At 61.8% G+C, this 24,530-nt stretch carries 24 protein-coding genes; 5 read left to right on the top strand and 19 right to left on the bottom strand.

What is annotated here, in order from left to right; all coding sequences use genetic code 11:
* Window positions 1-140 precede the first annotated feature (140 nt).
* From JN280_RS10940 to JN280_RS10900, 10 genes are all read right to left on the bottom strand, one after another.
* Window positions 141-419: a hypothetical protein gene (locus tag JN280_RS10940; RefSeq protein WP_202312111.1), complete on the bottom strand. Its 279-nt coding sequence runs from the start codon at window positions 417-419 to the stop codon at window positions 141-143.
* 29 nt (window positions 420-448) lie between these two features.
* Window positions 449-2,656 carry a portal protein gene (locus JN280_RS10935; protein WP_202312109.1) on the bottom strand — a complete coding sequence of 736 codons (2,208 nt, stop codon included), beginning with the start codon at window positions 2,654-2,656 and terminating at the stop codon, window positions 449-451.
* 188 nt (window positions 2,657-2,844) lie between these two features.
* A complete protein-coding gene (locus JN280_RS10930; protein ID WP_202312107.1) occupies window positions 2,845-4,164 on the bottom strand; it encodes a PBSX family phage terminase large subunit in 1,320 nt (439 codons plus the stop codon).
* Window positions 4,165-4,183: 19 nt separating this feature from the next.
* Window positions 4,184-4,477, bottom strand: a complete 294-nt coding sequence (locus tag JN280_RS10925) for a hypothetical protein (RefSeq protein ID WP_202312105.1) — start codon at window positions 4,475-4,477, stop codon at window positions 4,184-4,186.
* Between the two features lie 121 nt (window positions 4,478-4,598).
* The gene (locus JN280_RS39165; protein ID WP_210387837.1) at window positions 4,599-4,997 is read right to left on the bottom strand and encodes a hypothetical protein; all 399 of its coding nucleotides are present in this window, start codon (window positions 4,995-4,997) and stop codon (window positions 4,599-4,601) included.
* A gap of 132 nt (window positions 4,998-5,129) precedes the next feature.
* Window positions 5,130-5,240 carry a hypothetical protein gene (locus JN280_RS10920; RefSeq protein WP_202312103.1) on the bottom strand — a complete coding sequence of 37 codons (111 nt, stop codon included), beginning with the start codon at window positions 5,238-5,240 and terminating at the stop codon, window positions 5,130-5,132.
* A gap of 662 nt (window positions 5,241-5,902) precedes the next feature.
* On the bottom strand, window positions 5,903-7,441 hold the full coding sequence (locus JN280_RS10915) for a phospholipase D family protein (RefSeq protein ID WP_202312101.1): 1,539 nt from the start codon (window positions 7,439-7,441) through the stop codon (window positions 5,903-5,905).
* A complete protein-coding gene (locus JN280_RS10910; protein WP_202312099.1) occupies window positions 7,435-8,250 on the bottom strand; it encodes an endonuclease/exonuclease/phosphatase family protein in 816 nt (271 codons plus the stop codon). Before JN280_RS10910 ends, JN280_RS10915 begins: the two co-directional genes overlap by 7 nt.
* Window positions 8,251-8,525: 275 nt before the next feature.
* Window positions 8,526-9,005 (bottom strand): NUDIX hydrolase, encoded by a 480-nt coding sequence (locus JN280_RS10905; RefSeq protein ID WP_202312097.1) that lies wholly within the window; start codon window positions 9,003-9,005, stop codon window positions 8,526-8,528.
* Window positions 9,006-9,581: 576 nt separating this feature from the next.
* Window positions 9,582-10,145 carry a hypothetical protein gene (locus JN280_RS10900; RefSeq protein ID WP_202312095.1) on the bottom strand — a complete coding sequence of 188 codons (564 nt, stop codon included), beginning with the start codon at window positions 10,143-10,145 and terminating at the stop codon, window positions 9,582-9,584.
* Between the two features lie 674 nt (window positions 10,146-10,819).
* Here JN280_RS10900 and JN280_RS10895 point away from each other — a divergent pair.
* On the top strand, window positions 10,820-11,467 hold the full coding sequence (locus tag JN280_RS10895) for a S24 family peptidase (RefSeq protein WP_202312093.1): 648 nt from the start codon (window positions 10,820-10,822) through the stop codon (window positions 11,465-11,467).
* Window positions 11,468-11,596: 129 nt separating this feature from the next.
* On the opposite strand, the gene JN280_RS10890 is transcribed toward JN280_RS10895, so the two are convergent.
* A complete protein-coding gene (locus tag JN280_RS10890) occupies window positions 11,597-11,845 on the bottom strand; it encodes a hypothetical protein (protein WP_202312091.1) in 249 nt (82 codons plus the stop codon).
* Between the two features lie 215 nt (window positions 11,846-12,060).
* Here JN280_RS10890 and JN280_RS10885 point away from each other — a divergent pair, with 215 nt between their 5' ends.
* Window positions 12,061-12,462, top strand: a complete 402-nt coding sequence (locus JN280_RS10885) for a hypothetical protein (protein WP_202312089.1) — start codon at window positions 12,061-12,063, stop codon at window positions 12,460-12,462.
* On the opposite strand, the gene JN280_RS10880 is transcribed toward JN280_RS10885, so the two are convergent.
* Window positions 12,447-13,427: an outer membrane protein gene (locus JN280_RS10880; RefSeq protein ID WP_244743201.1), complete on the bottom strand. Its 981-nt coding sequence runs from the start codon at window positions 13,425-13,427 to the stop codon at window positions 12,447-12,449. The two genes, JN280_RS10885 and JN280_RS10880, sit on opposite strands and share 16 nt — an antisense overlap.
* A 126-nt stretch (window positions 13,428-13,553) precedes the next feature.
* Between JN280_RS10880 and JN280_RS10875 the strand changes: the two genes are divergently transcribed.
* Window positions 13,554-13,799: a hypothetical protein gene (locus tag JN280_RS10875; RefSeq protein WP_202312087.1), complete on the top strand. Its 246-nt coding sequence runs from the start codon at window positions 13,554-13,556 to the stop codon at window positions 13,797-13,799.
* Window positions 13,800-13,870: 71 nt separating this feature from the next.
* Here JN280_RS10875 and JN280_RS10870 read toward each other — a convergent pair whose 3' ends face one another.
* From JN280_RS10870 to glmM, 5 genes are all read right to left on the bottom strand, one after another.
* A complete protein-coding gene (locus JN280_RS10870; protein ID WP_202312085.1) occupies window positions 13,871-14,716 on the bottom strand; it encodes an outer membrane protein in 846 nt (281 codons plus the stop codon).
* Window positions 14,717-15,760: 1,044 nt separating this feature from the next.
* A complete protein-coding gene (locus tag JN280_RS10865; protein WP_202312083.1) occupies window positions 15,761-17,218 on the bottom strand; it encodes a TrkH family potassium uptake protein in 1,458 nt (485 codons plus the stop codon).
* Between the two features lie 18 nt (window positions 17,219-17,236).
* Complete coding sequence (locus JN280_RS10860) at window positions 17,237-17,377, bottom strand: hypothetical protein (RefSeq protein WP_202312081.1); 141 nt, start codon at window positions 17,375-17,377, stop codon at window positions 17,237-17,239.
* Window positions 17,378-17,887: 510 nt separating this feature from the next.
* Window positions 17,888-18,325 carry a hypothetical protein gene (locus tag JN280_RS10855; protein WP_202312079.1) on the bottom strand — a complete coding sequence of 146 codons (438 nt, stop codon included), beginning with the start codon at window positions 18,323-18,325 and terminating at the stop codon, window positions 17,888-17,890.
* Between the two features lie 650 nt (window positions 18,326-18,975).
* The gene (gene glmM / locus JN280_RS10850; protein WP_202314683.1) at window positions 18,976-20,328 is read right to left on the bottom strand and encodes a phosphoglucosamine mutase; all 1,353 of its coding nucleotides are present in this window, start codon (window positions 20,326-20,328) and stop codon (window positions 18,976-18,978) included.
* Window positions 20,329-20,767: 439 nt separating this feature from the next.
* Between glmM and JN280_RS10845 the strand changes: the two genes are divergently transcribed.
* Window positions 20,768-21,196 carry a DUF983 domain-containing protein gene (locus JN280_RS10845; protein ID WP_244743197.1) on the top strand — a complete coding sequence of 143 codons (429 nt, stop codon included), beginning with the start codon at window positions 20,768-20,770 and terminating at the stop codon, window positions 21,194-21,196.
* Window positions 21,197-21,270: 74 nt separating this feature from the next.
* Here the strand turns inward: JN280_RS10845 and JN280_RS10840 are convergent, their stop codons facing one another.
* Together JN280_RS10840 and JN280_RS10835 are read right to left on the bottom strand one after the other, a co-directional pair.
* Window positions 21,271-22,455, bottom strand: a complete 1,185-nt coding sequence (locus JN280_RS10840; RefSeq protein WP_202312077.1) for an SO2930 family diheme c-type cytochrome — start codon at window positions 22,453-22,455, stop codon at window positions 21,271-21,273.
* A 15-nt stretch (window positions 22,456-22,470) separates the two neighbouring features.
* Entirely contained in the window at window positions 22,471-23,709 is a 1,239-nt protein-coding gene (locus tag JN280_RS10835; RefSeq protein WP_202312075.1) for a parallel beta-helix domain-containing protein, read from the bottom strand.
* A gap of 128 nt (window positions 23,710-23,837) precedes the next feature.
* Here JN280_RS10835 and JN280_RS10830 point away from each other — a divergent pair, with 128 nt between their 5' ends.
* Entirely contained in the window at window positions 23,838-24,473 is a 636-nt protein-coding gene (locus tag JN280_RS10830) for a TetR/AcrR family transcriptional regulator (protein ID WP_202312073.1), read from the top strand.
* The last annotated feature ends 57 nt before the right edge of the window (window positions 24,474-24,530 follow it).

The raw sequence follows: 24,530 nt of genomic DNA, 5'->3' as shown, positions 1-24,530 counted from the left end.
GGGCTGCGCGATTACGCGCCGCACCTGTCGGCGCGACAGCCGCACCGGCGATTGAGATCGCGTGGATACGCCGGCATCCACCTGTCGATGTTGAGCGAACGAGTCTCGCCGCTTCACACAGGTCGAAACCGCCGTCGTGCCTATGCCCGCTGCCCGGCATTGCGGGAGCGCAGGGCTTTCAACGCCCGGATCCTGGCCTGCACTTCTCTTGTGGCACGAACGCGCTCCAATAGCGCGGCCATGCGTTTTCTGCTCGCCCACCAGGGCAATCGCAGGAGTTCCTCGAATGCCTCCCTCTCGATCTCCTCGAAGACGGACTTCAGTCCTTCGCTGCCGACGAGAAACTCCAGCTCGGAGGATGGAATACCGTTGGGTTTCATCACGTCACTGCCCTGACGCGCGAGATCGAACCGGCCCAACATGTGACCCGATATCGCTGAAGGTCATGTCACATCCCTGTCTCGGCTGGAGTGTCGATGTTGGTATCGGCCGGCCGTGCGGTGACTGCGCTGTTCATCTGGTTGGCTTCCCGGGTAAGTTCGGCCTCGAGCAGCATTTCCTCGCGCCGGAGCTGGGCATCGAGGATCGCGTCCATCTTCCGCTGCTCGCGTTCGAATTCCGCGCGCTCCTCCGCGAGCCTCATCTCTTCGGCCGACCGTTCCCGCGCGAGCTGCAATTCGAGCATGGCCTTCTCACGCATCGCCTGTACCTGGCTCTGTGCCTTCTGGCGGTCCAGCTCGGCGCCGGCCTGGGCCCTTTGCTGTTCGAGCTGCAACTTCTGCTGTTCGATCTGCATCCGCGCCATCTCGGCCTGGGCCCGCGGATCGGGCTGCGGCTGGTCCTGCCGATCCTGTTGCTGCACGAATTGCTGAACCGTCCGGGAGCTCACCTCACTGAAGAACTGGTCGGGTTCCTTCAGGCCCGATGCCTCCACCATCTTGCGCAGCGTGTTCGCATACTGAGCCAGGTTGCAGATCGGATTCATCGGACCGGCCTGCGCAATGATCTGCTCCTGCTTGCCGGCGATCTGCATGAGCAGCATCATGTCGCGATCGCGGGAGCCGGAACCAAGGCCCACCGACACCGTAGCGTCCATGTTCGCATTCCAGGCGCGGGGGTCCATCTGCACCCAGTTGTTGCGCAGCCGAACCATCTTCGGGCGGTCCTGGTAGCGCACGATCAGCTTCAATACGCAACGGAACAGACGCTTCAGCCCGATCTCGGCGATGTTGCGGGCGTAGAGCTCGATTTTCGAATAGGACGCACTCTGCGCCAGCATCTGGCCCGTCGCCGTCTGGTTGCTCAGTGCCTCGGGGTCCAGCGCCATCGACTGTCGCGAGACGCCTGTCCGCTTCTCGGCCACCATGTCCTGGTATTCCAGCATCTGATAGGACTCGGCCGCCACGAAGGGTGTCTGCACCTCGCGGATTTGCCCGAGCTGACTGACCTGGATCACGCCGCCGGGCGTCGGGTTCACCACCTCGTCCGGATTGGAGACGTTCTTAAGCACCACTTCGCGCTGCGGCAGGTTGGAGAGGTAGAGATTATCCAGCGTCTGCCGCTGCAGCGTCGTCTTGATCTTCTGCACGTCCTCCAGTTCGTCCATCATGGACCGGCCGCGCCAGATATGCGCATCCGGATTGGGGACGACATCGGCGAATGGCAGGTCATCCGACCATTCGTCGTTCGCCAGGAGCTGACGCTCGTCGCCCGTCGTCCCGGCGATGACGACCTTGCGCCATTCCGCATGGCCGTCTCCGTCATGGTCGACGCGCAGATAGGCCTCGAACACGTCCACCTCGACCATGAGCGGGTCGGAGTGGAAATGGTTCTGATCGTAGAGTACCCGGTTCCACCGCGCGACCCTTTCGGGGGTCGACTGCAGGTCGTAGTCGGCGCCGATCGACAGGACGGTCTCGCGATCGTAGCCGTCGTCGATCAGGCTTTGCCGCGTCCTTCGCGAACGGTGGCAGGCGAATTTCGCGTCCTCGATCGACGTTGCGCCGCGCTCGATCAGGAACTCCTCCGGCGCCAGACACATGATACGCAGCCGGCCGCTTTCGGAAACGCGGCGGATCTTCACGTCGTGGCAGGTGTATGGTTGCTCCACCGGCTGGCCCGTCTGCGGGTCCGGTACCCTCTCCGTCTTGATCTCCTGACGATGCTGGAGAACGCTCACCTCGTCGTCGCTCACCAGTTGTGTGAATGCGTCATCGGAGAGGCCGGTATAGTCCAGCAGCTCATGTTTCGGCGACGCATCCCACCAGAATTTGAAGACACCATTGCCGAACATGAGGGCATCCTGGAAGGCGTCCCAAAGCACACGATAGCCGCTGCACTCGCGCCAGAAGACGTAGTTGACATAGTCCGACGCCTGCTTGTCCACGCCCTCGTCTTCCGGCCCCTGGGGCTCGTAGCAGACGACCTGATCCGAGGACGCGAACACGCGCATAAGGCTTGGAAGTATCCAGCCGACATGATCGGACAAGTCACGTGTGGTCACCTTCGACCAGCCGTCTCTCGCGTCGAGGTCGCGCAGCTCGCCGCGATAGTATTCGATCGCCCTCACGCGACGCAGAGAATGCTCGGTCTGGTCATAGCCGATCGCGTCATTGATCTGGCTGCGCACGAAAGCCGCCAGTCGGGCGTCGTCCATTCGCTCATTCCTCGAAGCCATGCGATGTTTTCCCGAAACGCGTTGCAACCCGATGGGGCGTTCTGCGCACAACCGACGGACAGATCGTCGACGGTGGTGCCCTCCCACTGCGGCGTGTCGCGTGTATCCTTTTTCACGGGACACGCGGTAGGCGCCCGAAAAGCCGAGCCGCATGACCTTGCCCAGTCCTAGAGAATCCCGCGACGGTCGCGCGGCGGCAGCTTGAGGTCGCGCGGCGCCTCATAGGCCACGCACATCAGGCCGAATGCGTCGGCGGCATGCGACGACCAGTCATGTTCGGGCCCGAGGCCGATATTGCGGACATCGTCCTGCTTCTCATGGTACCAGCCAAGCGCATCGAGCCCCGCCGCACAGGTGACCTCGTTGAACCACATCTGCGGAAAAAGGCGACGCGCGGCTTCTATCCTCTTCAGGGCCGCACCCTTGCCCTGGTTCGGAATGGTCTCCACCACGAAGCCAGCCGCGGCGATATGGTCCTCGAACCGGATCGCGGTCACGGCATCTTCGCGATTGCCGTCATGGGGCAGGATGCACCGGGCATTGCCGTATCCACGCGATCGCAACCACTCCAGATGCGCGGCCAGCGGCTGGCCCGCTGCCTCGTAATAATCCAGCATCCGCATCTCGCGCCCCACGAACTGGGTCACCCAGATCGACGTCGCGTCCCGCACGCCGATATCCCAGAACGCCTTCAGCGGCATCAGCGGGTCGCGCGCCACGGCGCCGATCCGGCCTTCCTGCCGCGCGTTGGCGAGCGGTTCCGCGAAGTAGGCGCCTGCAAGCACGGTCGCGTATCCTCCCTCCCATATATGTTCGTACTGGTCGGGAGCGCCGCGCAGACAATCGAGTCGCTCCTGTTGGAGCGCGCTCGGAAACCATGGATTGTCGGACCAGTCGGCCTTGACCACGATCGCGCCGGTCGGCCGCGAGGGCCCACGCAGCAACGCATCGATCGGGTCCGTCTTGCGTCGCGGATTCCACGAGGCCCAGATCTCCGAACCGTCTGCCCGGATTGTCGGGCGCAGAAGGTTGAGCGAGGTCATCGACAACGTCTGTGCCTCCTCGACCCAGGCTCGCCTGAAACCTTCAAAGGACTTCACCGACTCGGCCGTGTGATCCTGCATGCCTTGGAACGAGACGAGCCCGTCCCCCGGCGTCTGGATCACCTCCCGGAACACTTTGAATCCGTCGGCCTCGCCAAGGCGGAAATCCGCGAGCTTCCTTTCGAGCAGGCGCTTGGCGCTCTGTTGTAGGCTCTTCTGCACCTCTCGGATACACAGCGACAGCAGCCCCTTCTCTGCGATGCTGTCCTGGATCAGTAAGCCGGCGAAGAAATGCGACTTGCCCGAACCGCGTCCGCCATGGGCGCCCTTGTAGCGCGCCGGCTTCAACAGTGGCCGGAACGTTCTCTGCGTCTTGAGCCAGAGCGTGCCGTCCGCCCTTCGGATAGACACAATTGGCGCCAGGCTTTCCTTCTTGCTCGCCATCCCTTCGAACACCCGCTCCTCAAATCGGGTCCCGTGGGTCGACGATTTCACGGACGATCTTGATCACCGGGTGCTCGAACGCCTTCTCGGGCGGCGCGGCCAGGGAGACATTGGCGAGATCTGGCAGCGTCTTCTTGAGCAGCATCTCGATCACCTTCAGTTGCGAGGCATCCAGTTCGACGGGATCGCCGTCTTCATCGGCATCGCCGAGGGCATATTGCTGCAGCCGCCTCACCAACCTTACGGTGTCGACTGCAGCCCGTGCCTCTCGGCCTTGGTCGATGCCTGCGATGGTCTTCTTCCTGCCCGGCATCCGGCCTCCTGTCGATGAAGCAGCAACGCCGCGCCTGAGATCGGCGTCGATCTAGGACGACACGACCGTCGCCCCGGGGAAAACAAGGCGAGCGCAATCTCGCCGCGGATGGCTCTATCGCTTAATCAATAACCCGCCGCGAACAGTTCGGGCGGGCCAGACACAATTCTTCGAAAGTGAGAATAGTAGTCAATAAATCGGATTGTTCCGCAGAAGTCAATCGATATTCTACTTGGTTATTAATTTGTGAACGCTCCAGCGACCCAGTACGATCATATACCGCATTTGCCGGCACGATCAGCCGGCGGGTCGCAGCCCCGGACAGGTCCCCTCCGCCCTGATCAATCTGCCTGCAAAGACAGTCGCTCGAAGAATGACGATGCACGCCTGCCACAGGACGCGCACGCTCCTGTCGCTCAACGGAGAAACCCGCCGCGAACTTCTCGGGCGGGTCGGACACAATTCTTCGAAAGTGATAATGACCGTCAATAAATCTGGTTCTCGCGGAGAAGTCAATCATAGTTCTACTTGGTCATCAAGATGTGAACCGCTGGGGGGATCGACGACCGCAAATCCCAGGGTCCTCTGCCATGTTGGTGCGGCCGCCGTGCGGTGGAGCCGAGCGCTCAGATCACGATGAAATCCAGGTTGGTCAGTTGGAGCCCGCACCGCCGAGCAGCCGATCTGCGCCGATGCCACCATCCAGCGTGTCGTTGCCCGCCGCGCCGCTCAGCACGTTGGCGCCGCCGCTGCCGATCAGCATATTTCGAAAGACTGTTGCCGGTCGCGGCAAGTGGCGACGCGCCGAGCAAGGTGAGGTTCTTTACCACGCCCCTAACCCAAATCGTGTTGGCGAGACTGAAGCTGATCGACGATCGCACCGTGTCGATGCCGCCGGAGCCGGCTGCGCTCTCGACGATATCGCCTGCATTGTCGGCCCGATAGGTGTCGTTTCCCGCGCCGCCGAGCTCGCCCTGTATGCCGATCGAGCCTACTGCGCCTGGCTGCTGGTCGCTATTTTCTCCTGGGGGTCGTCCCTTTTACGGATGGCGATTGCTGAAAGCAGCCCTCCGCCTACACCCATGGTGGAGTCGCAGTTTCCGTGTCCCATAGCGGAACACCTCGTCTGCTCATGCGTTTATTGCCCGGTTCCCCCGAAAGAAGGAGTGCGCCCATGAACCAGGCGGAGCGTGACCAGCATGGACCGATGACGTTCGTCAATCGAGGCGGCAAGAATGCCGCTGGCACGGTGGAAGAAATTGAAAGCCGGCATCGCCTCGCCGAGGGACTGAAAGTCAGACAGGACCGGCTATCAAGGAACGGGGATCACGATGCAGAGCGTCGACCGGCAATTGGGCCGGCTGGACGCGACCGAAAGGGCCCCGCCATACGCAGCAGCCGGGTTTAGACAGCGCCATCGTGCTGCTATAGCTGCGACTCGATGGGCAGCAGTCCGATCGCCCAGGCGAGCAAGCGACGGCCCTGCCCGGCTTCCGGATCACGGTGGAACGACTCGTTCTCGCCACCCACCCAGCACAGCCGGCCGCTGTCGAGAATAAGACGATAGCTCACGTCAGGTGAGGTCTGACGGTCGAACTCTTTGCTCATCTTCGCAGCAAGGTCGCATTGCTCGAAAAGCACGCCCATCTCGGTGTTCAGCGAGGCCGAGCGTGGGTCGAAGTTGAAAGACCCGATGAAGCCCAGCCGGCCGTCGACGGTGAAGGCCTTTGTGTGAAGGCTGGCGCCCTTTGAGCCGATCATCTGAAGCTCGAGATTGCTGACCTGGGGCCTGAGTTCAAAGAGGCGCACGCCGACCGCCAACAGGCGCGTCCGGTACCTGGAATAGGCGCCATGCACCGCAGCCACGTCGGTCGCCGCCAGGGAGTTGGTAAGCACTGACACGGCGACACCGCGTGACCTCATGCCGAGCAGTTGTTCGGTTCCTTCATCTCCCGGGATGAAATAGGGGGAGACGACTTCGAGACGGTGCTCGGTAGAGGTGATCGCAGGCATCAACTGCGACAGAAGCCAGTTCTCCCTCTTGGCGCCGGCAGCCTTTTCAGGGGGATCCGATACGACCTCCACGGCTTGCGTCCATTGGATGGCATCCGGGCCGTCGAACATATCGTTGAGCGAGGCGCGCTTGCGGACCCGCGCCGCATAGGGAGCCACGCGATCGCCGGCGGAGAGCCGTGCAAGCGACTTCCGCAGTCGGCGGAGCCTGTGTTTGCGCAGCCGGGCCAGCGCACGGATCGGGATAGCCGCGTCGCTGTTCCAGAACGCGTCGAAGACTGCCTCGGTCTCTTGTACGGCGGGTCCAAAAAGCGCGAGATCGAGGTCCTGGAAATTGGTCTCGGCGGCATCGAAATATTCGTCGCCTATGTTGCGGCCGCCCACGATCGCCACAGTTCCGTCAGCGATCCATGCCTTGTTGTGCATGCGCCTGGTAGCCGAAAAGGCGCGCAGCGTCATTTCGAGGCCACGCCGCAATGTTCCGCGTCTTGCCCGGCTCGGATTGAACAGTCGCACCGCGATGTTGGGATGGCTGTCGAGCGACAGGTAGGCCGTGTCGCTGCCGCGCGAGTTGATGTCGTCAAGAAGAAGCCGCACCCTCACGCCGCGATCGGCCGCCTTGATCACCTCGTTCACCAGGAGGCGCCCGGTGAGATCGCTGTGCCAGATGTAATACATCAGATCGAGGCTCTGCCCGGCATGTCGCGCGGTCAGCACCCTTGCGGTGAACGCGTCGAGATTCTCGGACAGCATGGCCATGCCGGTCCTGCCCTTCCTGCCCTCCGATAGCCGCATCGCGGCGCGGCCGATCTCGGTGGCCTCGGCGGGAGGCAAGGCATTGGATGGCTCACCCTTGGCGTGGGCTGCGAAAAGCCCATAGGAAAAGGCGGCAAGGAGAGAGGCGAGACCGAAGAGGGTAAGGAATGCAGCGACGGTGAGAAGGATCAGCATGGTACGCGCTGCAGCGCCGGCGCGAGATCGACCCGCGCCTTGAGCGGCAGATGATCGGATGCCATGCGCGCCAGCGGCGTATCATGGATCTCTATCGTGGTGATCAGTTCATGAGGGCTCGCCAGGATGCGATCGAGCGCAAGCAGGGGGAACCTGGATGGAAAGCTCGGTATCGCCGCGTCGATCGGCCCAAAATCCGGCAGCAGCGTTTCCAGGGAGGAACGCCGGCCGACCCGCCATTCGTTGAGATCGCCGAGCAATATGGTCGGACGCTGCCCCGCGAGGGCGTGTTCGAGCAGGTGTGCCGCCTGCAACGCGCGCGAACGGCGCAACAGGCCCAGATGGGCCGCTATCACACGGAAGACGAGCCCTTCCCTTTCGACGTCGACCACCAGCGCGCCGCGCGGCTCGACACCTGGCAGTCTCAGATGCTCGACATGGCGTATGGCAGCCGCGCGGACCAGAAGCACGTTTCCATGCCAGCCATGCCCCTTGGAGTGCATGGGCGGCTGCACAGGCACGAGATCGGTGTCTCGCTGAAGACGATGCAGGTCCAACAACCCGGCTCGGTGGCCAAAGCGTTCGTCGGCCTCCTGCAGGGCCACGATGTCGGCGTCGATCTCGCGGATAACGGACGCGACGCGTTCCGGGTCGAACAGATTGTCGACGCCAACGCATTTGTGGACGTTGTAGGAGGCGACCGCCATGCAGGCGCCGCGCGCATCGGATTTCGAGTAGCGGACCGGCGTCTTCTGCAGCGCGGCCAGCAGTGACTTCGGCAGGGTTCTGGACCGTTGTTCGATGTTCATGAGCAATCCTGCGCAAAGCCCAGAGATAGGCGATTCTCGCGATCACGCCACAGAAAAGAGCACGCCTTCCGCGAGAATGTCGAACCAACTCGATGAAGGACCGGTGTGGCAAACTGTTGACGCTCCAACATCAACCGAACGTACAAGGTTCGCGGAGGTTCAACGCCTGAGGAGACATCGGAAAATAATCGCTTCGCTTTGCGCCGCCCCTCGAAAGCGGGAACCGGTTTTGGAACCAAAGAGCGCAGAGCGAGTTTGAAGTATCGCGACGCGCTCTAGCCGCCACTCTCTTCTGCCCGCACGCCCTCCAGTGTCTTGCGCGCCTCACGAATGAGCGTCCCCAGGTCCGGTTCATCGATCAGGAACTCGGCCTGATCAGGCTCAACCCAGCCGCGAACACGCTGCGTGCTTTCACGGAACTCTTCGGCTTCCGCCTCTACTTCGAGGGCGAAGACGGTCACAGTTATGGGCACGAAAGCGTCCTTGAGCCGCTTCCAGTATCGGTAGTGTCCAATCGGGCGACCGCCGATCCTACCCGTCACACCGGCCTCCTGCTCCGCCTCTTCGGCTGCGGCCTTGGCGTCGGATCTACCCTTCATCGGCCAGCCTTTCGGCACGATGAACCGGCCCGTCTCGCGCGAGGTCACCAGCAGGAACTCCACCCCTCCCTCCGGGCGTCGCCGGAAGGGCAGCGCCGCTACCTGCCTGATCTGCTTGCCTTTCTTCGCCTGGGCTTTCGCCTTTTTCTTCTTCATTTGCCGCCGAACGATTCGCATGGACGCCGCAGAGCTGTCACCGCGGCAGTTGGACCAGGGCATAACACGAAGCAGAGATCGGGGTCGAATGCTTGGCTAAGAGATTGAGGAAAACGCCCTTCCCGGGGAAACAGGGTGCGGAACCAGCACATCATGGTCTGTCCGTCTCCTCACTCGAAAATACTTATCCGGCTCACAATATGGGAGAATACTCGCGGCGCGGATAGCGGTCGCGTCGCTCTATCCAGAGATCGCTGCAACAAAGGTCACCGTGCGAGCAGGAACGGTGGCCTCACCCCTCGGCCTTTACCGGCCAGGTGCGGCCGTAGCCGTGATGAGGGCTCGGGGTCGTGCCTCGGAACCGCAGATCGCGAGCGATCCCGGATTTTCCTAGAGCCGCTCGCGGCAGAAATTGATCGAGCCGGGTCGCGGCCTTTCAAATCATCATTGAGCCACATCTTTCTTTGGCGATCTCCGGGAACGAACTCAGACTGCCCCCCGGGAACAGAGCCTTAGGCGCGCCGGGCGGCATCGCCCGGCTCCGATGCTGCGATGCCCGGGGCACCGATCACGGGGTCACCGCTTGAAGTGCAGCGCCAGTGCATTGCAGAGCGTGCGTGTCGCCCCGATCAGATTGAAGATCGGCTGCTCCTGGACCACAACGAGATCGAGCGCGGCCCACAGGTTTTCCGAGCGCGTGGAGTCCTGCGCCTCCTGGATCGCCCTGCGCGCGGCTGCATAGCGGGCTGTCGCATTGGCGCACCATCGGATGTAGTCGTCGGTCACGACATCCCTTGGTCGACCGGATGACTGATTGTCGACCACGGCATTCGGGGCCTTGATCGCCTTGAGATACTCGTCGCGCAGATCCTTGAACCGCAGCGCGGCTTCATGCTGCGTGCCCGAGAGCCCGTCGGAGCGGCCCAGCATGGCGAGATAGCCGAGGAACGACCCGGCACGCGGGTCCCTGGCGCGCTCCTCGGAGACACCCAGCATCTTGGCGCGCATCGCCATCGCCAGCTTGTCGATCGGCTCTTCGGCTCTCGACGAACGGCCATTCGGCTCGCGGAACGGGACGTTCTTCCTTGGCCGTCCCCGTCTTGCGGCACGTTTCTGGGCTTGGCTGCGGGCCTTCATCATGGTCTCTTCCTTGTCATGCGATGGAGTTGAATGTTGGTTCCGAGTTCGCCTCCGCGGCCGAGCGTTGCTGGCAGGCGCGTTCCTGTGTCCCGGGTCTCGACGTCGAAGTTCGCCTCGCGGGCTCCCACGCGACCGGCTGGCGACGGCGCGTCGCGCCATCCGCGCTTCGGCCGCTTGCCGATCGCTGAGCCGTCTGCCGGAGGACCGTGTCGACCCTGCCGGCCAGTCGGCACGGGTGGGGCCGACCAGCATGGTACGCTTCAAGGCGGCACAGTACCCGGAGCCGCCCGTTCACATGCGAACGTCCAGCCTCGACCCGCGAGACAAATCCCGCGTGGATGAGCTTGCGCAGTGCCCTGTGGAAGACGACGGGGGTGGCGAACCCCAGATCCCCCATCGCTTCGGCGCGTCGGAGCACAAACCCCTCGCCGACAGGCGCGAGGCCCTGCAGATAGGACAGCAGTTCTTCCTGTCGTGGACCGAGACCGCTCTTCGGCAAACCTGGAGCTCCGCAGGCCAGCGCGCCGGGTGGTCCGTCACCGACAACACGATCGGGGACGTCGGGCTTGTGTGTTGCTTTCGTCGACATTCCCTATCGATAGTAGGAATTTTGTCCTTATACAAGAGGAAAATTCCTATTTGACAAATAGGATTGATTTTGGAACTGATAGGCAATGGACGAAATCCGCCAGCGCATCCGGGATGCGGTCGATGCGAAGCTGACGACCTACAAGGATCTGTCGGCCGCGATCGGTCGCAACCATGCCTATGTCCAGCAATTCGTCGAGCGAGGCACCCCGCAGGAACTGCGGCAGCGCGACGCGGAGACCATTTTGGGCGTGATCGACGGCGCTGGCAGTCGCCCCGCTCCGCGCAGAGGCTTCGCTCCGGTCCTCGTCCCTGGCGAGCAGTTGGTGAGGGGGGACCGCCGGCTTCCGGTCTATGCAGCCGCCCGCGGCGGCGACGGCCATGTCATCGTCACCTTCGACCCGGTCGAATATGTGAAGATGCCGACCATCCTGGAAAGTGTGAGGGGCGGATACGGACTGCTGATAACGGGCGACTCGATGGTTCCCGCCTATTGGCCCGGCGACACTGCGCTGATCCACCCAAGCCTCCCTGCACAGCGCGACACCGACGTCGTGCTCTATCATACCCCACCGGAGCCGAAGGGCGGGGACGAAGCCATGATCAAGCGCCTTGTCGGCATGAGCGAGCGCGAATGGACGCTGCAGCAATACCAGCCGGCCAACATTTTCAAGGAGTTCCGCGCCGACTGGCCGGTTTGTCATCGGGTCGTCGGCAAATATAACTCGCGCTGATTGCCCGATCGGAAACGGGAAGCAGCTTCGGACCGTCGGCCCGGAGAGATCCCGGGAGTGAGCGGCCGCCGGACCCTCCGGAAAGAACAGCAACATGGGCGTTCGGCCAAGCCGCACGCCCGGTTCGCACTAACCAGCCAGCAACGTCTGCTCGCCTTCCGAAAAATTGCCGTACATTGCCACGATCACAGCATCCTCATAGTCGCCCGTTGCCGGAGAACCTCTCCTCGAAAAGGCCACGACCCCGGCCTTGACCCGCGACAGCCGTTCCGCCATGCGTATGGCTTGATCGAGCCCTTGCGCCTCGACAGGCTGGTCGGCGATCAGCGACCCTCTCTTGCCGCGCTCGAAACTCTGGACGACGAAGTAGGTGAGCACTCGATCCCTCCGTTGCTTCGGCAGGACATTGGCCCCGCCCACCGAACAAATCAAGAACATAAGGGCGATATCAAGGATTGGAAATCTACCCGCGCACTGGATCGCAGACGGGGTTCTCGCCCAACGGCAGCGGGCTTCTCCTAAATGATAGGATTTTTCCTATTGACTGCAGGATAGGAAAACGCCTATCTTACGACGCCTTCGGGGAGGTGCGCTTGACGTTCTTTCTTCGCGATATTCTCGATGAAAAGCTCAGGCGCAACGAAGCCGACGCGGATCTCTTCCGCGCGGTGGTGCAGTATGAGTTCGCCTCCGGCTTGAACGCCACGGTGGAGGGCGCAGCCGCTGCCATGCGGCGTTGGGTGAAGGCGAGGCCTGCCTGGGTAAGCGATGTCCAGCAGGCCCGTCGTCTTGCGGCCCTGGCGGCCATCGAGGTGGCGCTGTCGGCACAGGGGGAGGATGCCGGCTCGTCGGTCCCAGCCATTGGCACCGGATCAGGGAAGTGGCGGATCACTGAAGGAGACCCTGCATCCGAGCTTCGGTTAGCCCAGAAGTGCGATGCCCGGCTCACTGAAGAGGGCGACGGAGCCGCTCTCTTGGTCTACCAAAGCGAGTAGCGCAGCCCGATTCGAACTTCATGCGACTGCAAGCCCGGGTCCTCACCCTGCGTGCCGGATGCTCCGGCAAATTGCGACGCGCGGTCGAAGGCGAACATCGGTCCGCCCTCGATGCTGCGGTAGCGATAGCCCAGATCGACCTTGAGGTTCTTGGTCAGGTCGTAAGCCATGCCCGCCATCAAGGCCCAGGAGAAGCGCCAGCTCTTCTCGCCGTCCGATTCGTTCGACCCGACAAAACCAGCCGGGCAATCAGCTCCCACGCAATAGGCACTGCTGTTGAGCTGGTCCCAATTGACATAGGTCATGCCGAGCCCCGCCCCGACATAAGGGGTGAAGCCGACATAGGTGCCGAGATCGACATAGCCGTTGGCCATGAGGTTGTAGGCCGTCGCATCGGCCGAATCTGCAGTTCGACAGCTCGTCCCCACCAGCAATGGCGCGCAGGGCTGCGCCGCCGACGTCGTTCCATCGAACGAAGTGCGGAAGACGTCGAAGGTCAGGTCGGCGCGTAGATAGTCGGTAAGATTATAGCCGAACCCGATACCCCCCGTGACATTGTTGCCGAGCGAGGCACTATCGAACCGGGCGGTATCATAGGTTCCGGTAAGCGCATCGAAGGTTCGGTAGTCGAAGTCACCTGCCTTGACACTGAAATTGTAGCCGACGTCGCCGCGCAGATACCAGCCCGACCCGATCTCGACCGGCACATATTCCTCCACCGGCTGATCAACGAAGACGGGCGGTTCATAGTCGGCGGCCCGCAGAGAGCCCGCAGGCAGGATTGCAATCGTCGCCGCGGCAAGAACGACAGAGGTCTTGAGGCTCATCTGCAGGAACTCCCCGATACCACCGGACGGCTTCGCCCGGATGCCCATGGAGCCATTGTTAACCATAGAGGTTAAGTGCCGGTTAACCCTGATGCCAGAAATCGTCTTTAGAAAACAAGCTGTTCGCTCTGACGTCATTCCGGCCGCAGGTCCGAGAGGCCGCGCTCGCCGAAAGAAGGCGCGCGCGTGACAAGAACAATCGCGCTACTGTTCTTGGAGGGGCACCCGCCTGCGGCTGGCAGCCCGAACAAGGGAAACGCAATCATGTATCGGCTTTGGTTCGACACGATGATGCTTGGACTGGAAGCCCAGCAGGTCATCTGGCTGCGAGCGCTGCATCTGGCCCGCGGCGGCAAAGCCGGCGAACGCGAAGCCAGGCGCATGGTCACCGAGAAAGTGATCGCCGCAACACAGGCGGCAGGAGCGATCGCAGCCGGAGCCGGCGGCAAGGACGTGGTGCGCGGCTATCGCAGAAAGGTACGGGCAAACAGGCGACGGCTGTCGCGCTGATTGTCCTCGGGACGACGCATTGATAGGGACCGCCAGGCCCCGGGGGCCGGGCGGTCATGATCGAAAGAGACCTACTTGGTATAGATCGGCTCGGGCGGCACGTAGGCCACCGGTTCGGAGCACTCGTTGCGTCCACCGAACTGGTAGCGCAGACCGGCGCGCACCTCATGTGTGTTGAAGCCGTTGTCGTAACCTGGTCCCGCCCCGATTCCGCCGAGCGTGGGCGTGGCATATTCGAACATACGCCCGCCGTTGATGTGGCTGAAGCGGTATCCGGCGTCGAGCTTGAGCCGGTCGGTCAGACAGTAGGAGGCACCGGCCATAAGGGCGTAGGCGAAACGCCAGCTTTGCGCGCCGGAATGGATATCGGTAGTACCATCGATCGTGTTTGTCAGGTCGTCCCACTGCACCCGGGCGCCGCCTATACCGGCGCCGACATAGGGTGTGATCCCATAATAGGTGCCGAGGTCGACATAGGCGTTGGCAAGCAGCAGCCACGCGCTGTAGGCGGAACTGTCCGTCGAAACGCAGGCGACGCCGCCGCAGACGCCGCTCGTACTGCCGGTGAAGTCCGACGAGAACCAGTAGTCCAGCGTCAGGTCCGTGCGGAAATATCGGTTGACCTGGTAGCCGACACCCGCGCCGATCGAGAAGGCGCCCTTGAGGTCGCCGGTATCGAAACTCCCTGTCCCGGGCTCCGGCACCACACTTCCATAGGTAATGTAGTCCGCGCCGCTGAAATCCGACCAATGATAGTCGAGGTCGCCACGTATGTACCAACCGCCGTAGTCGACTTCCTGATAGACCGGCGGCGGCGCCTCGATGATCGGCGGCTCAGCGATGTCTGCTGCGAATGCGGATCCTGCCATGCCGGCGACCAGCGCGGCCAAAAGGCCTGGTCTGGCAAATCTGTACATTGCTCTCACCTTTGCGAAGACGGACCCGTCCCCCGGCTCCGTTGGTTACAACCCGGTTTTGGATAATGAGTTGCAAAGGTTAAGGCCGGCTTAACCGTCTTTCTTAACCACGTTCGCGAAAACGCTTGCTGGGCAAGCCTTTGCCGATGGCGTGCGCGCGCTCCTCACGACCGATAGCCCACGTCAAGGTTGAGGTTTATCCGGGCGGCTTCCGGTGACGCCGACGCGAGCACGCCTTGCGATGTCCGTCCCCACAAGGAACGCCGCCGAGGACGACAGGCGTCAGGAACAGCCAGTGCCTGCTCCGAAGGCCTGCCGACCTGCTCCAGAACCATCCCAAGGGCACCTGATATTCGCAGAAGGTCGGATGCAGTCTGTTGCTCACACACTCCGTCATTGCCCCGTATGGTTGTATATTTCATCAACCTGCACTCTCACAGATTCCATGACAGCACTTCGAGAGCATCGATAGAGAAATCTCACGAAATCTCGGAATTGGTTGACAAAGACTATTTGATCGAAAACACTGGTTCATCTCAGATGTACGTTGGCGTCGTTTCGAATGCGCCATGAAATTCATCCTGGTCTGTGTTCCTGATGCGAACGGAGACGTCGGCACGGGCCTTTTCATGTGACTGTACATGTGGGTGTTGCTTGTGCGTTTCCCGTAGCCGGGCGACATGGCAGCGGCGGGAGAACTACCATGCAAATTCGTGTTGGACCGGCAAAGCGGCCAGGCCGGGAGAGAACCATCCTGGATCAGCCGCTCGGGCAAATCGGAATCGAATCCGAAGGTGACAGGGTGTCCCTGTCGTTTTGTGCCGATGGCATCTATGATACGCAGTCGCAGTATCGCTATACGATCCGGTTCTCGCGTAGAGAATTCCTTGCCATCCTGGCGGAGGACGCTTCGTAACCGAAGGTACGCAGGACAAGGCGTTCTGTGGGGATTTGCCGGCAAGGTTGGATTGATCGAGCGGCAGCGCAGATTCCGTCGGTGCCGTCACCGCCCCAGGAGCCGACGCGGCAGAAGCGCAAGGAAGCTCAACGGCTCCAGAAAGTGGGTGTGAAAATCACCAGCACGACGAGGATTTCGAGCCTGCCCAGAAGCATTGCCATCGACAGGAACCACTTCGACGAATCGGGCAAGGACGCGAAATTGCCCGCGGGGCCGATGATGTCACCAAGACCGGGACCGACATTGGTCATGGCCGTAAGCGACCCCGTAACTGCTGTGATGAGATCCAGTCCTGTCGCGCCGAGCAGGATTGCGACGATCGCCCAGATCACGAAGAACGCCGAGATGAACAGCACGACCGCCCGTTGCATGTCGGCATCGACGACACGGTCCCCGTAACGGATCGTGATTACCGAGTTGGGATAGACCAGTTTGCGCAGACCGTTCATTGTCAGTTCGAAGAGCACCAGGAAACGATATGCCTTGATCCCGCCCGCGGTGGATCCCGAACAGCCGCCAAGGAAGGTCGCGACGAAGATGCAGGCTACGGCAAACGGCCCCCATGCCGAATAGTCGCCGCTGGCATAGCCAGTCGTGGTGATGATCGACACGAAATTGAACGCGGAATGCGTCAGAGCCTCGAGGAATGGCATTTCGGCGGTTACGCGCAGATATACGGCCACGGCAAGGGCGAACGCGACACAGTATCCGGCAAAGACCCGAATCTGGGGGTCACGCAGAGCGTCGTAGCGCCCGCGAATGGCAAACAGGATCAGAATCGAAAACGGCAGCCCGCCGACAAACATGAAGACAGTAGCGATCCACAGTATGTGTGGGGAATTTGCGAACAGCCCAAACGAAGCATCGTGGGTCGACATCCCGCCGGTCGACATCGTTGTCATGGCATGGTTCAGCGCATCGAATCCGGTCATTCCTGCAAGCAGGTAGCAAATGGCGCAGGCAACCGTCAGCATTGCGTAGATGCCAAGGAGGCTGGCAGCAAAGGTTGCGAATCGTTCAAAGGGTTTATCCTCGATATCCGACGACTCGATCTTGAAATAGGTGACCCCGCCGACCTTCAGAAAAGGCAGCAGAAAAAGCCCCAGTGCTATCACGCCGAGTCCGCCCATCCATTGAAGGATGGATCGCCAGAGCAGCACGCCCGGCGGCTTGGCGTCGAGACCAGTGATCACCGTAGACCCGGTCGTGGTTATGGCCGAGACCGACTCGAAAAACGCTTCCGCAAGGCTCAACTCGAGCGACGAAATAAGCAGCGGCAGAGCCCCGGCGACGGCCATTGTCATCCACAGAAGATTGACCAGCAGGAATCCGAATCGCGTCGAGGCGGGAGGAGTATTGCCGTGCGTGGCGGCCGCTACACCCAGGGCGGCACCGGCGGTGATGGCAGCCGATGCAGCAAAGACCTGCCAGTCTTCATGGCCGTGATAGAGATCCACCGCCGCCGGCAACAGCATCGCAGCGGACAGATAGAGAGCGAACACGGCAGAGATATGGATTGCGGCGCGGGCAGCAACTCTGTTCACGGCAGACGGCAAACGGCGCTAGAAGAACAGCGACTGCACGATCGGCCAAGCAACCATGCAACAGACTCCAATGAAGACGATCATCCCGAGCAGATGGCCAATCCGTTCCGGCAAGCCTTCACTTTTGTCCTGCAGCAAATAGTCAGGATTCTTTGCCACGCTTTGCGTCCCCTGGCCCCGAACGGCCTCTTCAATTGAAATCTGTGGTACGACTTGCCCCCGATGCTCCGAGAGCGAACTGCTGCAGTTGCAACGATTCGACAATGTCCGATTTGGCCTTGCTCGACCAGAACGTCGCCTCGGCCATGCATCACGAGCGTCCTCTCGCCGGGGTCTCCCAAGGCGACCAAATGGTCTGCGTTGACACTCACGCTCTGATCTCGTCGCAGGTCAGCCGAATCCACATCCTTTCGTCGCTCCCCTTGCAAACAAGAGCAGTGTGCCGCCATTGTAGAATGGCGGCAAGGGCCGAGATCACCTTTTCATTGTTGTGCTGGCCAGCCGCAGGCCGGTTCTTCTCGCACAGCCCGCGCCTGAAGCAGCAACATCTGGCAACATCTGGAAAAGCGCGGCGGCCGCCGAGCGGAACCAGCAAAGTTCTGATCCACTCGGCGACCTGCCTTCCTCCCCTCGGAGGAGCCCACGCCCAACGTTCAGCAGCCCGATAATTCAGCCGTCGGTCGTGACCGCTTCGGCACTCTGTTCTGGAAGGTTCTCAATCGCGACCAATTCCTTCGCGCAAAGCTCGGCAGCCCCGGGAACGGCCTTATCCATACCTGTCAGCTTGAGCCATCCGCCGTTCTCTATGAACCTGTTGCGCTCCCACGACGACGTTTTCTTGAGGGCAGCCAGTTGTTCCGAGGCATTGTCGGCGGAAACGAATTTCTCCACACATACCGTGGCTACCAGTTCGGATCGAGCGTCCCTTGCCGCCTTTTCAGCCATCAGCGCGGCTGTTCCACCTGTGGTCCATCCGCCGAAGGCGAAGCCGACGACCATCGTCAGCGCGGATATTCCCACCAGTGACCAGAACCACATGGTTTTGGAAGGTCGATAACCCGACCACCGTTGCGACCAGCTTGGCGAGAGAGGTTCAGTTTCGGGCATGGCCTCACTCCTTTCACGTCATGTATCGTCATGTAACAAATCGAGACTACCACACTCCTGATTTTTTTGAACCCCTTAACCGGAAGTTTCACGGAATCGTCATCGACTGCAACCAGTGCGGGAATCGTCGTAACAAGCACCGCTGCCCTTCGCAGCTCTGGCTCGCTGCCGGAGAACTTGAGCAGCGTGGTTGTGGCGTGGTCGTGTCGCGAGCCTGACGCAAACCTGCCAGCCGGCAGTTCGGGCCAGGAGCGGTGGCGTGGCGCGCGGACAAAGCAGTAGCCGCACGACGGGATGGCGGCACCCGTCTCCGCGCTGGCGGCGACGGCACCGCCGGGCATCGTCATCTCAAGCCAGACCAGAAGACTTGTCCTCATGGGCAGCGCCGCACCGCCTATCGAACCCCCAGCGACGGCATTTGCATCGTCGGCGGAGGCGCCGCCTCTTGTCACATGAGGCAGCCCCATGAGCATGCGATGGGCCGAATAGGAAGCTCGGGCAGATAGTCGGGGTCTTGCCCCGAAAGCAGGTATCTTTCCCAGGCAGATCCCAACCCTGTTTCTTCGCCTGGATACTCCCTCAGTCGTTCACGGGCCAGCCGCTGCCTGGCTGCCCCAGATCGGAAGGTTCCGGGCGGTCGGCCTTGTCGCCTACGCCGCCGACTTTGCCTCGGCGATCACGCTGACGATGTCGTCGACGACAGCTTCGACCAGTTGCGGGTCGTCGGCCTCGGCCATGACACGGATCAGCGGTTCGGTGCCGGATGGGCGAATGACGAGCCTGCCGGAATTGCCGAGCCGGCCGCGGGCATCCTCGATCGCTGCCTTGACCGGCGCGCTTTCCAAGGGCTTGCCACCCGAGAAACGGACGTTCTTCAGAAGCTGCGGCACGGGATCGAACTTCTTGGCGACTTCGGAGACCGGCTTGCCGGCGCGCTTTACGCAGGCCAGCACCTGCAACGCCGAGACGAGGCCGTCGCCGGTTGTGGAGAAATCGGACAACACGATGTGACCGGACTGTTCGCCGCCGACATTCAGCCCGTGCGCTCGCATATGCTCGACGACGTAGCGGTCGCCGACCTGGGTGCGGTGAAGCTGCAGGCCGATATCGGTGAGGAACCGTTCGAGACCGAGATTGGACATGATCGTGGCGACGACGCCGCCGCCGGCGAGGCGGCCGTTCTGGTTCCACGACTCCGCGATCATCGCCATGATCTGGTCTCCGTCGACGATCTGGCCCAGTTCGTCGACGATGACCATGCGGTCCGCGTCACCATCGAGCGCAATGCCGATATCGGCACGCACCTCGTGCACCTTCTTCTGCAGGCCCTCGGGATGAGTCGAGCCGCACTCCCGGTTGATATTGAAGCCATCCGGCTCGTTGTTGATGGTGATCACTTCCGCGCCGAGTTCCCACAGCGCGAGCGGCGCCACCTTGTAGCCCGCGCCGTTGGCGCAATCGACCACAATGCGCAGGCCGGCGAGCGACATCGAACGCGGCAGGGTGCGCTTGGCGAATTCGATGTAGCGGTCATGCACGCCGTCGATACGCTTGGCGCGGCCGAGGCCGTCCGAATCCGCAAGCTTGATGTCGATCTCCCCGTCGATCAACGCCTCGATACGGGTTTCGATTTCGTCGGAGAGCTTGTAGCCGTCGGGACCGAACAGCTTGATGCCGTTGTCATGATAGGGATTGTGAGAGGCCGAGATCATCACGCCGATATCGGCGCGCAGCGAACGGGCGAGCATGGCGACCGCCGGTGTCGGTATCGGCCCGAGCAGGAACACATCCATGCCGGCAGCGCAGAAGCCCGACACCATGGCGTTCTCGATCATGTAACCGGAAAGACGTGTGTCCTTGCCGAGCACGACACGGTGACGATGATTGCCGCGCTGAAACGACATGCCGGCGGCCATGCCGACCTTCATGGCGACCTCGCCGGTCATCGGGAATTTGTTGGCCCGGCCCCGAATTCCATCCGTACCGAAATAACGTCTCGACATGCTGCTTTCCCCAAAAGGCGTTGCCACCCCCCCGCGCTGGTTTGCCACAACGAGCCGGCCGGAAGCCATCACTTTGTGTAAGTATTCGTTACGAATTCTTAGGAAATCGTTCCAGTCCCGACAGCTTGATACCAACAGGCCGAGGCTCATCAATTGTGAGGGTGCAGACATCCCCTTGAGGCTTGGCCCGGGCAACCCTCACCGACATCTTCGCACCGACCTCGTCAGGCCATGCCTGGCAAGTCGGGACTTGCGCCTCGTTCGCATGGCGAGATACATTCAATATACATACAATTGATTGCCACGCCGGCAATACGCTGCACGCCCGCTTGAAATGAGTGGGATTTGGCAATAAGTCATCCATACATCGGCATGAACGAAGCGATTGTATGGAAAATTTTCGTTATCTTCCATACAATATTTCAAAGGAAGGAAAGCCATGGCCACCAATGTCAGCGATATGGCGGGCGGATATCGTCCAACCGACAATCCCATGAAGACGGGCATCCTCGGACGCTGTCCGCGGTGCCAGGAGGGCAATCTTTTCACCGGTTACCTCAAGCTCGCTCCATCCTGCGAGGTATGCGGCCTCGACTATTCCTTCGCTGATCCGGCGGATGGTCCGGCCTTCTTCGCCATGACGATCGCCGCGGTACCGACCTTGGCCTTCGCCGTCTGGTTCCAGGTGACCTTCGACACACCGATCTGGCTCCATCTTTTCACCACTATGCCGCTCACGCTGCTGGCATGCCTGGCGCTGTTGCGCCCGCTGAAAGGATGGCTGGTGTGTTCGCAGTTCTTCCATAAGGCGGAAGAAGGCCGGATCGATCTCGACTTCCGGCACAAGAGCGGCTCACAGGCTGGCTAAGGCATGTCTTCCGGAAGTACGCAGCGGCTTCAGGAAGAATCCGCTGTTCAAACAAACAGATAGAGCGGCGCGCTTTATCGCATCTGGCCGATCCAGTCCTTGAGCAGCGCGACCGCCTCGGGATCCGCGATATGGCGTCCCAGTTCCGGCATCATCACGCCGGGTTCGGTGCTCTCGACGCGATAAAGGAGGATAGAGCCGCCCGGATCGCCCGGAAGGATGTCGAACTGGCGATCGCCGGACCCCTTGCCCGCCGCGACCGGCCTTTTCCTCACGCCGAATTTCACCGGATCCTTCTCGCCGAAGGTCAACCACAGCCCGGAATTGCTGGCCGGCCCCTCCCGGCGATGGCAATGGGCGCAGTTGACGTCGAGCCAGCCTCGTGCCCGCAGGTCGAGCGCGGCCGCGGCGTCGCGCCAGTCCGGGACCGCGGGCGCGTCCTTGGGAGCCGGGGCGTCGGCCAGCATACCCGCTGCCGTCCAGTGGGCCAGCTGGTTTAGCCGGCCGGTTGCATAGTCGACGTCGCGGTTCAAATTGCGCGCCTTCGGCCCGAGCGGGACGATTTCTCCATTGAAGGCGTGGCATGCCTTGCACTGGTTCTTGTTCGGTACGGAATAGGTGAAGGCGAGCGCGGATCCGTCCGCTGCGGTGGTCGATATCTCGACCTTGGCACCTGCGATCTTCAGCACGGCGTCCGTCTGTTCGGCGTTCCAGAGATAGGCGAAAGCGTGCCAGCCGTCCGTGCGGCGCAGGAGCACCCTCGTCTCGATCAGCTTGATGTCCTGGTCCGGCCGGCGATTGTCGGCGGGAAAGGCGAAGGTCTTGATCAGAGCCGTCCCCGTCGGGAAGTCGAAAGCTTCATCGTCGTCATATTGCGCCGCCTTGCCGTCGGGCAAATGGACGAACCGGAATTTCAACGCGCCGTCGGAGAACAGCGGCGTGGCAAGCTGGAACGGAACGACACCAGCCGCCGGGTTCTGCGCCTTGAGATCGTCGAAGAAGCCGAACTCGGAAAGCAGCTTCGGCGGGCTTTCGGCCAGGATCGCCTCGGCCGAAACAACGCCATGGGCATGACCGCCCGCGAGAATGCACACGAGCCAGGCACCGAGCAGGGTTTTCCATATCTCCGGTCGCGCCAGCCGCTCGGTCCATGCCGGCACCGACAGCGGCCACGGGATTGCCGCGCCCGAACGCCGCAATGGCCAGCCGAAGCCGGACCAAGCGCGCGTCACTTCCTGGTTCCGGCACAGTGCGGTCATCGCTTCTTGCCCCGTCTAGGCCCCGCTTTCCTGCGGCAGCTTGACCGGAGCAGGCTCCGGCAGGCTTCCCTTGTAGGACGCGATATCCGTGTCGGGCCACCAGCCCCAGGGCAGCATCAGTTGGGAGATCATCTTGAGATTGACGAAACTGGTGCCTTCGGCCTCCTCGACATAGATACGGTTCTCGGCTGCGGTCCACGAGAAATACTCGGGAATGGTCGTCACCCCATCCCAGACGATATCGGGCACCGGCATCCCGGAAACATCCGAGATCGTCTTGCCGACTTCGCCGTCCGGTGACGCGCCGCCCTCCCCATAGGAATTGTCGTGCACGAACACGCCGCGCGGCACGAACATGTATTTTTCGTCCTCATAGTCGTTCGGGTAGGCGGCGATGAGCACATGGGCAGTGCCGTTGCCGTCGAGCTTGTTGTTGAAGACATGCACGTTGCGGTTGGCCATCACCATGATGCCCATGCCCTTCGGCACGATCGCGACGATGTTGCCCTTCGGCGCGAAATTGGGCGTGTCGTTGTTGACTACCGCGTTGTCGAAGACACGAATGTCATGCCCACCCTGCACCGGCAGGTTGGGAAGGTCGAAGACCAGTATGCCGCCCGTATTGCGGGTGACGACGTTCTTGTACACGTCGGCCTTCATCGAATTTTCGATCTCGATGCCGGCCACATTGAACTCGGCACGCGAATTGCGCACCACGATGTTCTCGCTCTGGCCAACATAGATGCCGGCGTCGGACGCCCCTTTCACGGTCACGCCGTCGATCAGCACATTCTTGGACGAAACGGGATAAACGCCGTAGGAGCCGTTCTTCGCATCGGGCCCGTTCGTCCACTCGACGCGCAGCTTGCGGAAGGTGATCTGGTCGGAGCCCTTCGACTTCACCCCGTCGCCCTTTGCATCCTCGACCGCGAAATCCTCGAGGACGACGCGGTCCGATGTCACGAGCAGCCCTTCCCCGGAGCCGGTCTGGCTCTTGAACGAAAGCACCGTCTGGTCGGAGCCCGCGCCCTTCACCAGCACGTCGTCGATATCCAGCGACAACCCCTCGGTCAGTTCGAAACGCCCGGCGCCGATGCGAACGGTGTCGCCTGGCTTGGCCATGATCAGCGCCTCGGTCAGCCTTTCGGCAGCGCCCTCGCCGGCTTCCACCGCGATCTCCGCCGCATTTGCAACGTTGCCCGCCGATACGCCGAGCAGCAGGGCCAGCATGGTCGTCGAAACGATAGCTCTCACATCAAGTCCTCCCCTCAGTGCCGGCCCCGGCCCCCTGACCAGTGAAAAGCTGGCCTTCGTCAGCGAACGACGAAACGATGCGCTTCCGTTCTGGCCTTGTCAACAAAAATGAAATAGTTTCACTTTCTATGGATCCCACCCCGCCAGCCACCAAGATCTTGCCCGTCCAGGATCGCGCGCAGAAAACGCGCGCGGCATTGCTCGCCGCCACCGAGCGGCTGGTGGCCGAGGAAGGAGCGGACGCGGTCACCACCACGCGCGTCGCTGCAGAAACGGGCGTATCCGTCGGTACCCTCTATCGCTACTTCGCCGATCGCGATGGTCTTCTGCTGTCGGCCTATGACGCGACGGTTGCCCGCATCGTCGCCTCCTGCGCAAACGCCCTGGTTGCACTGCCGGCAGATACGCCTGTCGAGCAGGCGGCCAAAATCCTGCTCGGCGTCTATCTCGACGCCGCCGAAGCAATCCCCTCTCATTCGGGGCTGCTGAAGGCAATGCGGGCCATCAGGCCGATCGAAGCCGACAACAATGCCGAACAGAACCATATCGTCGACGATATCGTGGTGCCCTTCATTGCACGTTTTGCGCCGCAAAGCCCCAGCGACCCGCTGAGCCTGCAGGTGATCAACCTGCTGCTCGGCACATTGGTCGATCTCTATCTGGTGACGTCGGACAAGACCGCGCGGGCAAGGCTAAGGCAGGATGTCGAAGCGCACATGCTGCTTGCGCTCGACCGCGCCGTGCGGCCGGCCGACGACCGGTAGCGCGCCCCCGAAACGAAAAGATGCCGCAGCATCTTCATGCTGCGGCATCTTTTCAGG

The sequence above is a fragment of the Mesorhizobium sp. L-8-10 genome, assembly GCF_016756635.1.
GTDB lineage: Bacteria > Pseudomonadota > Alphaproteobacteria > Rhizobiales > Rhizobiaceae.
The sequence above is the reverse complement of the archived record's forward strand: the minus strand, read 5'-3'. Positions and strand labels throughout refer to the sequence as shown.

Coding starts and splice junctions, on each gene's coding strand:
- JN280_RS10855 (WP_202312079.1), bottom strand. CDS start 18,325: ATGCCCGAAACTGAACCTCTCTCGCCAAGCTGGTCGCAACGGTGGTCG.
- JN280_RS10930 (WP_202312107.1), bottom strand. CDS start 4,164: ATGGCGAGCAAGAAGGAAAGCCTGGCGCCAATTGTGTCTATCCGAAGG.
- JN280_RS10875 (WP_202312087.1), top strand. CDS start 13,554: ATGTATCGGCTTTGGTTCGACACGATGATGCTTGGACTGGAAGCCCAG.
- glmM (WP_202314683.1), bottom strand. CDS start 20,328: ATGTCGAGACGTTATTTCGGTACGGATGGAATTCGGGGCCGGGCCAAC.
- JN280_RS10910 (WP_202312099.1), bottom strand. CDS start 8,250: ATGAACATCGAACAACGGTCCAGAACCCTGCCGAAGTCACTGCTGGCC.
- JN280_RS10830 (WP_202312073.1), top strand. CDS start 23,838: ATGGATCCCACCCCGCCAGCCACCAAGATCTTGCCCGTCCAGGATCGC.
- JN280_RS10920 (WP_202312103.1), bottom strand. CDS start 5,240: ATGCTGATCGGCAGCGGCGGCGCCAACGTGCTGAGCGGCGCGGCGGGC.
- JN280_RS10935 (WP_202312109.1), bottom strand. CDS start 2,656: ATGGACGACGCCCGACTGGCGGCTTTCGTGCGCAGCCAGATCAATGAC.
- JN280_RS10925 (WP_202312105.1), bottom strand. CDS start 4,477: ATGCCGGGCAGGAAGAAGACCATCGCAGGCATCGACCAAGGCCGAGAG.
- JN280_RS10905 (WP_202312097.1), bottom strand. CDS start 9,005: ATGAAGAAGAAAAAGGCGAAAGCCCAGGCGAAGAAAGGCAAGCAGATC.
- JN280_RS39165 (WP_210387837.1), bottom strand. CDS start 4,997: ATGATTGACTTCTCCGCGAGAACCAGATTTATTGACGGTCATTATCAC.
- JN280_RS10845 (WP_244743197.1), top strand. CDS start 20,768: ATGGCCACCAATGTCAGCGATATGGCGGGCGGATATCGTCCAACCGAC.
- JN280_RS10915 (WP_202312101.1), bottom strand. CDS start 7,441: ATGCTGATCCTTCTCACCGTCGCTGCATTCCTTACCCTCTTCGGTCTC.
- JN280_RS10840 (WP_202312077.1), bottom strand. CDS start 22,455: ATGACCGCACTGTGCCGGAACCAGGAAGTGACGCGCGCTTGGTCCGGC.
- JN280_RS10870 (WP_202312085.1), bottom strand. CDS start 14,716: ATGTACAGATTTGCCAGACCAGGCCTTTTGGCCGCGCTGGTCGCCGGC.
- JN280_RS10895 (WP_202312093.1), top strand. CDS start 10,820: ATGGACGAAATCCGCCAGCGCATCCGGGATGCGGTCGATGCGAAGCTG.
- JN280_RS10900 (WP_202312095.1), bottom strand. CDS start 10,145: ATGATGAAGGCCCGCAGCCAAGCCCAGAAACGTGCCGCAAGACGGGGA.
- JN280_RS10880 (WP_244743201.1), bottom strand. CDS start 13,427: ATGACGTCAGAGCGAACAGCTTGTTTTCTAAAGACGATTTCTGGCATC.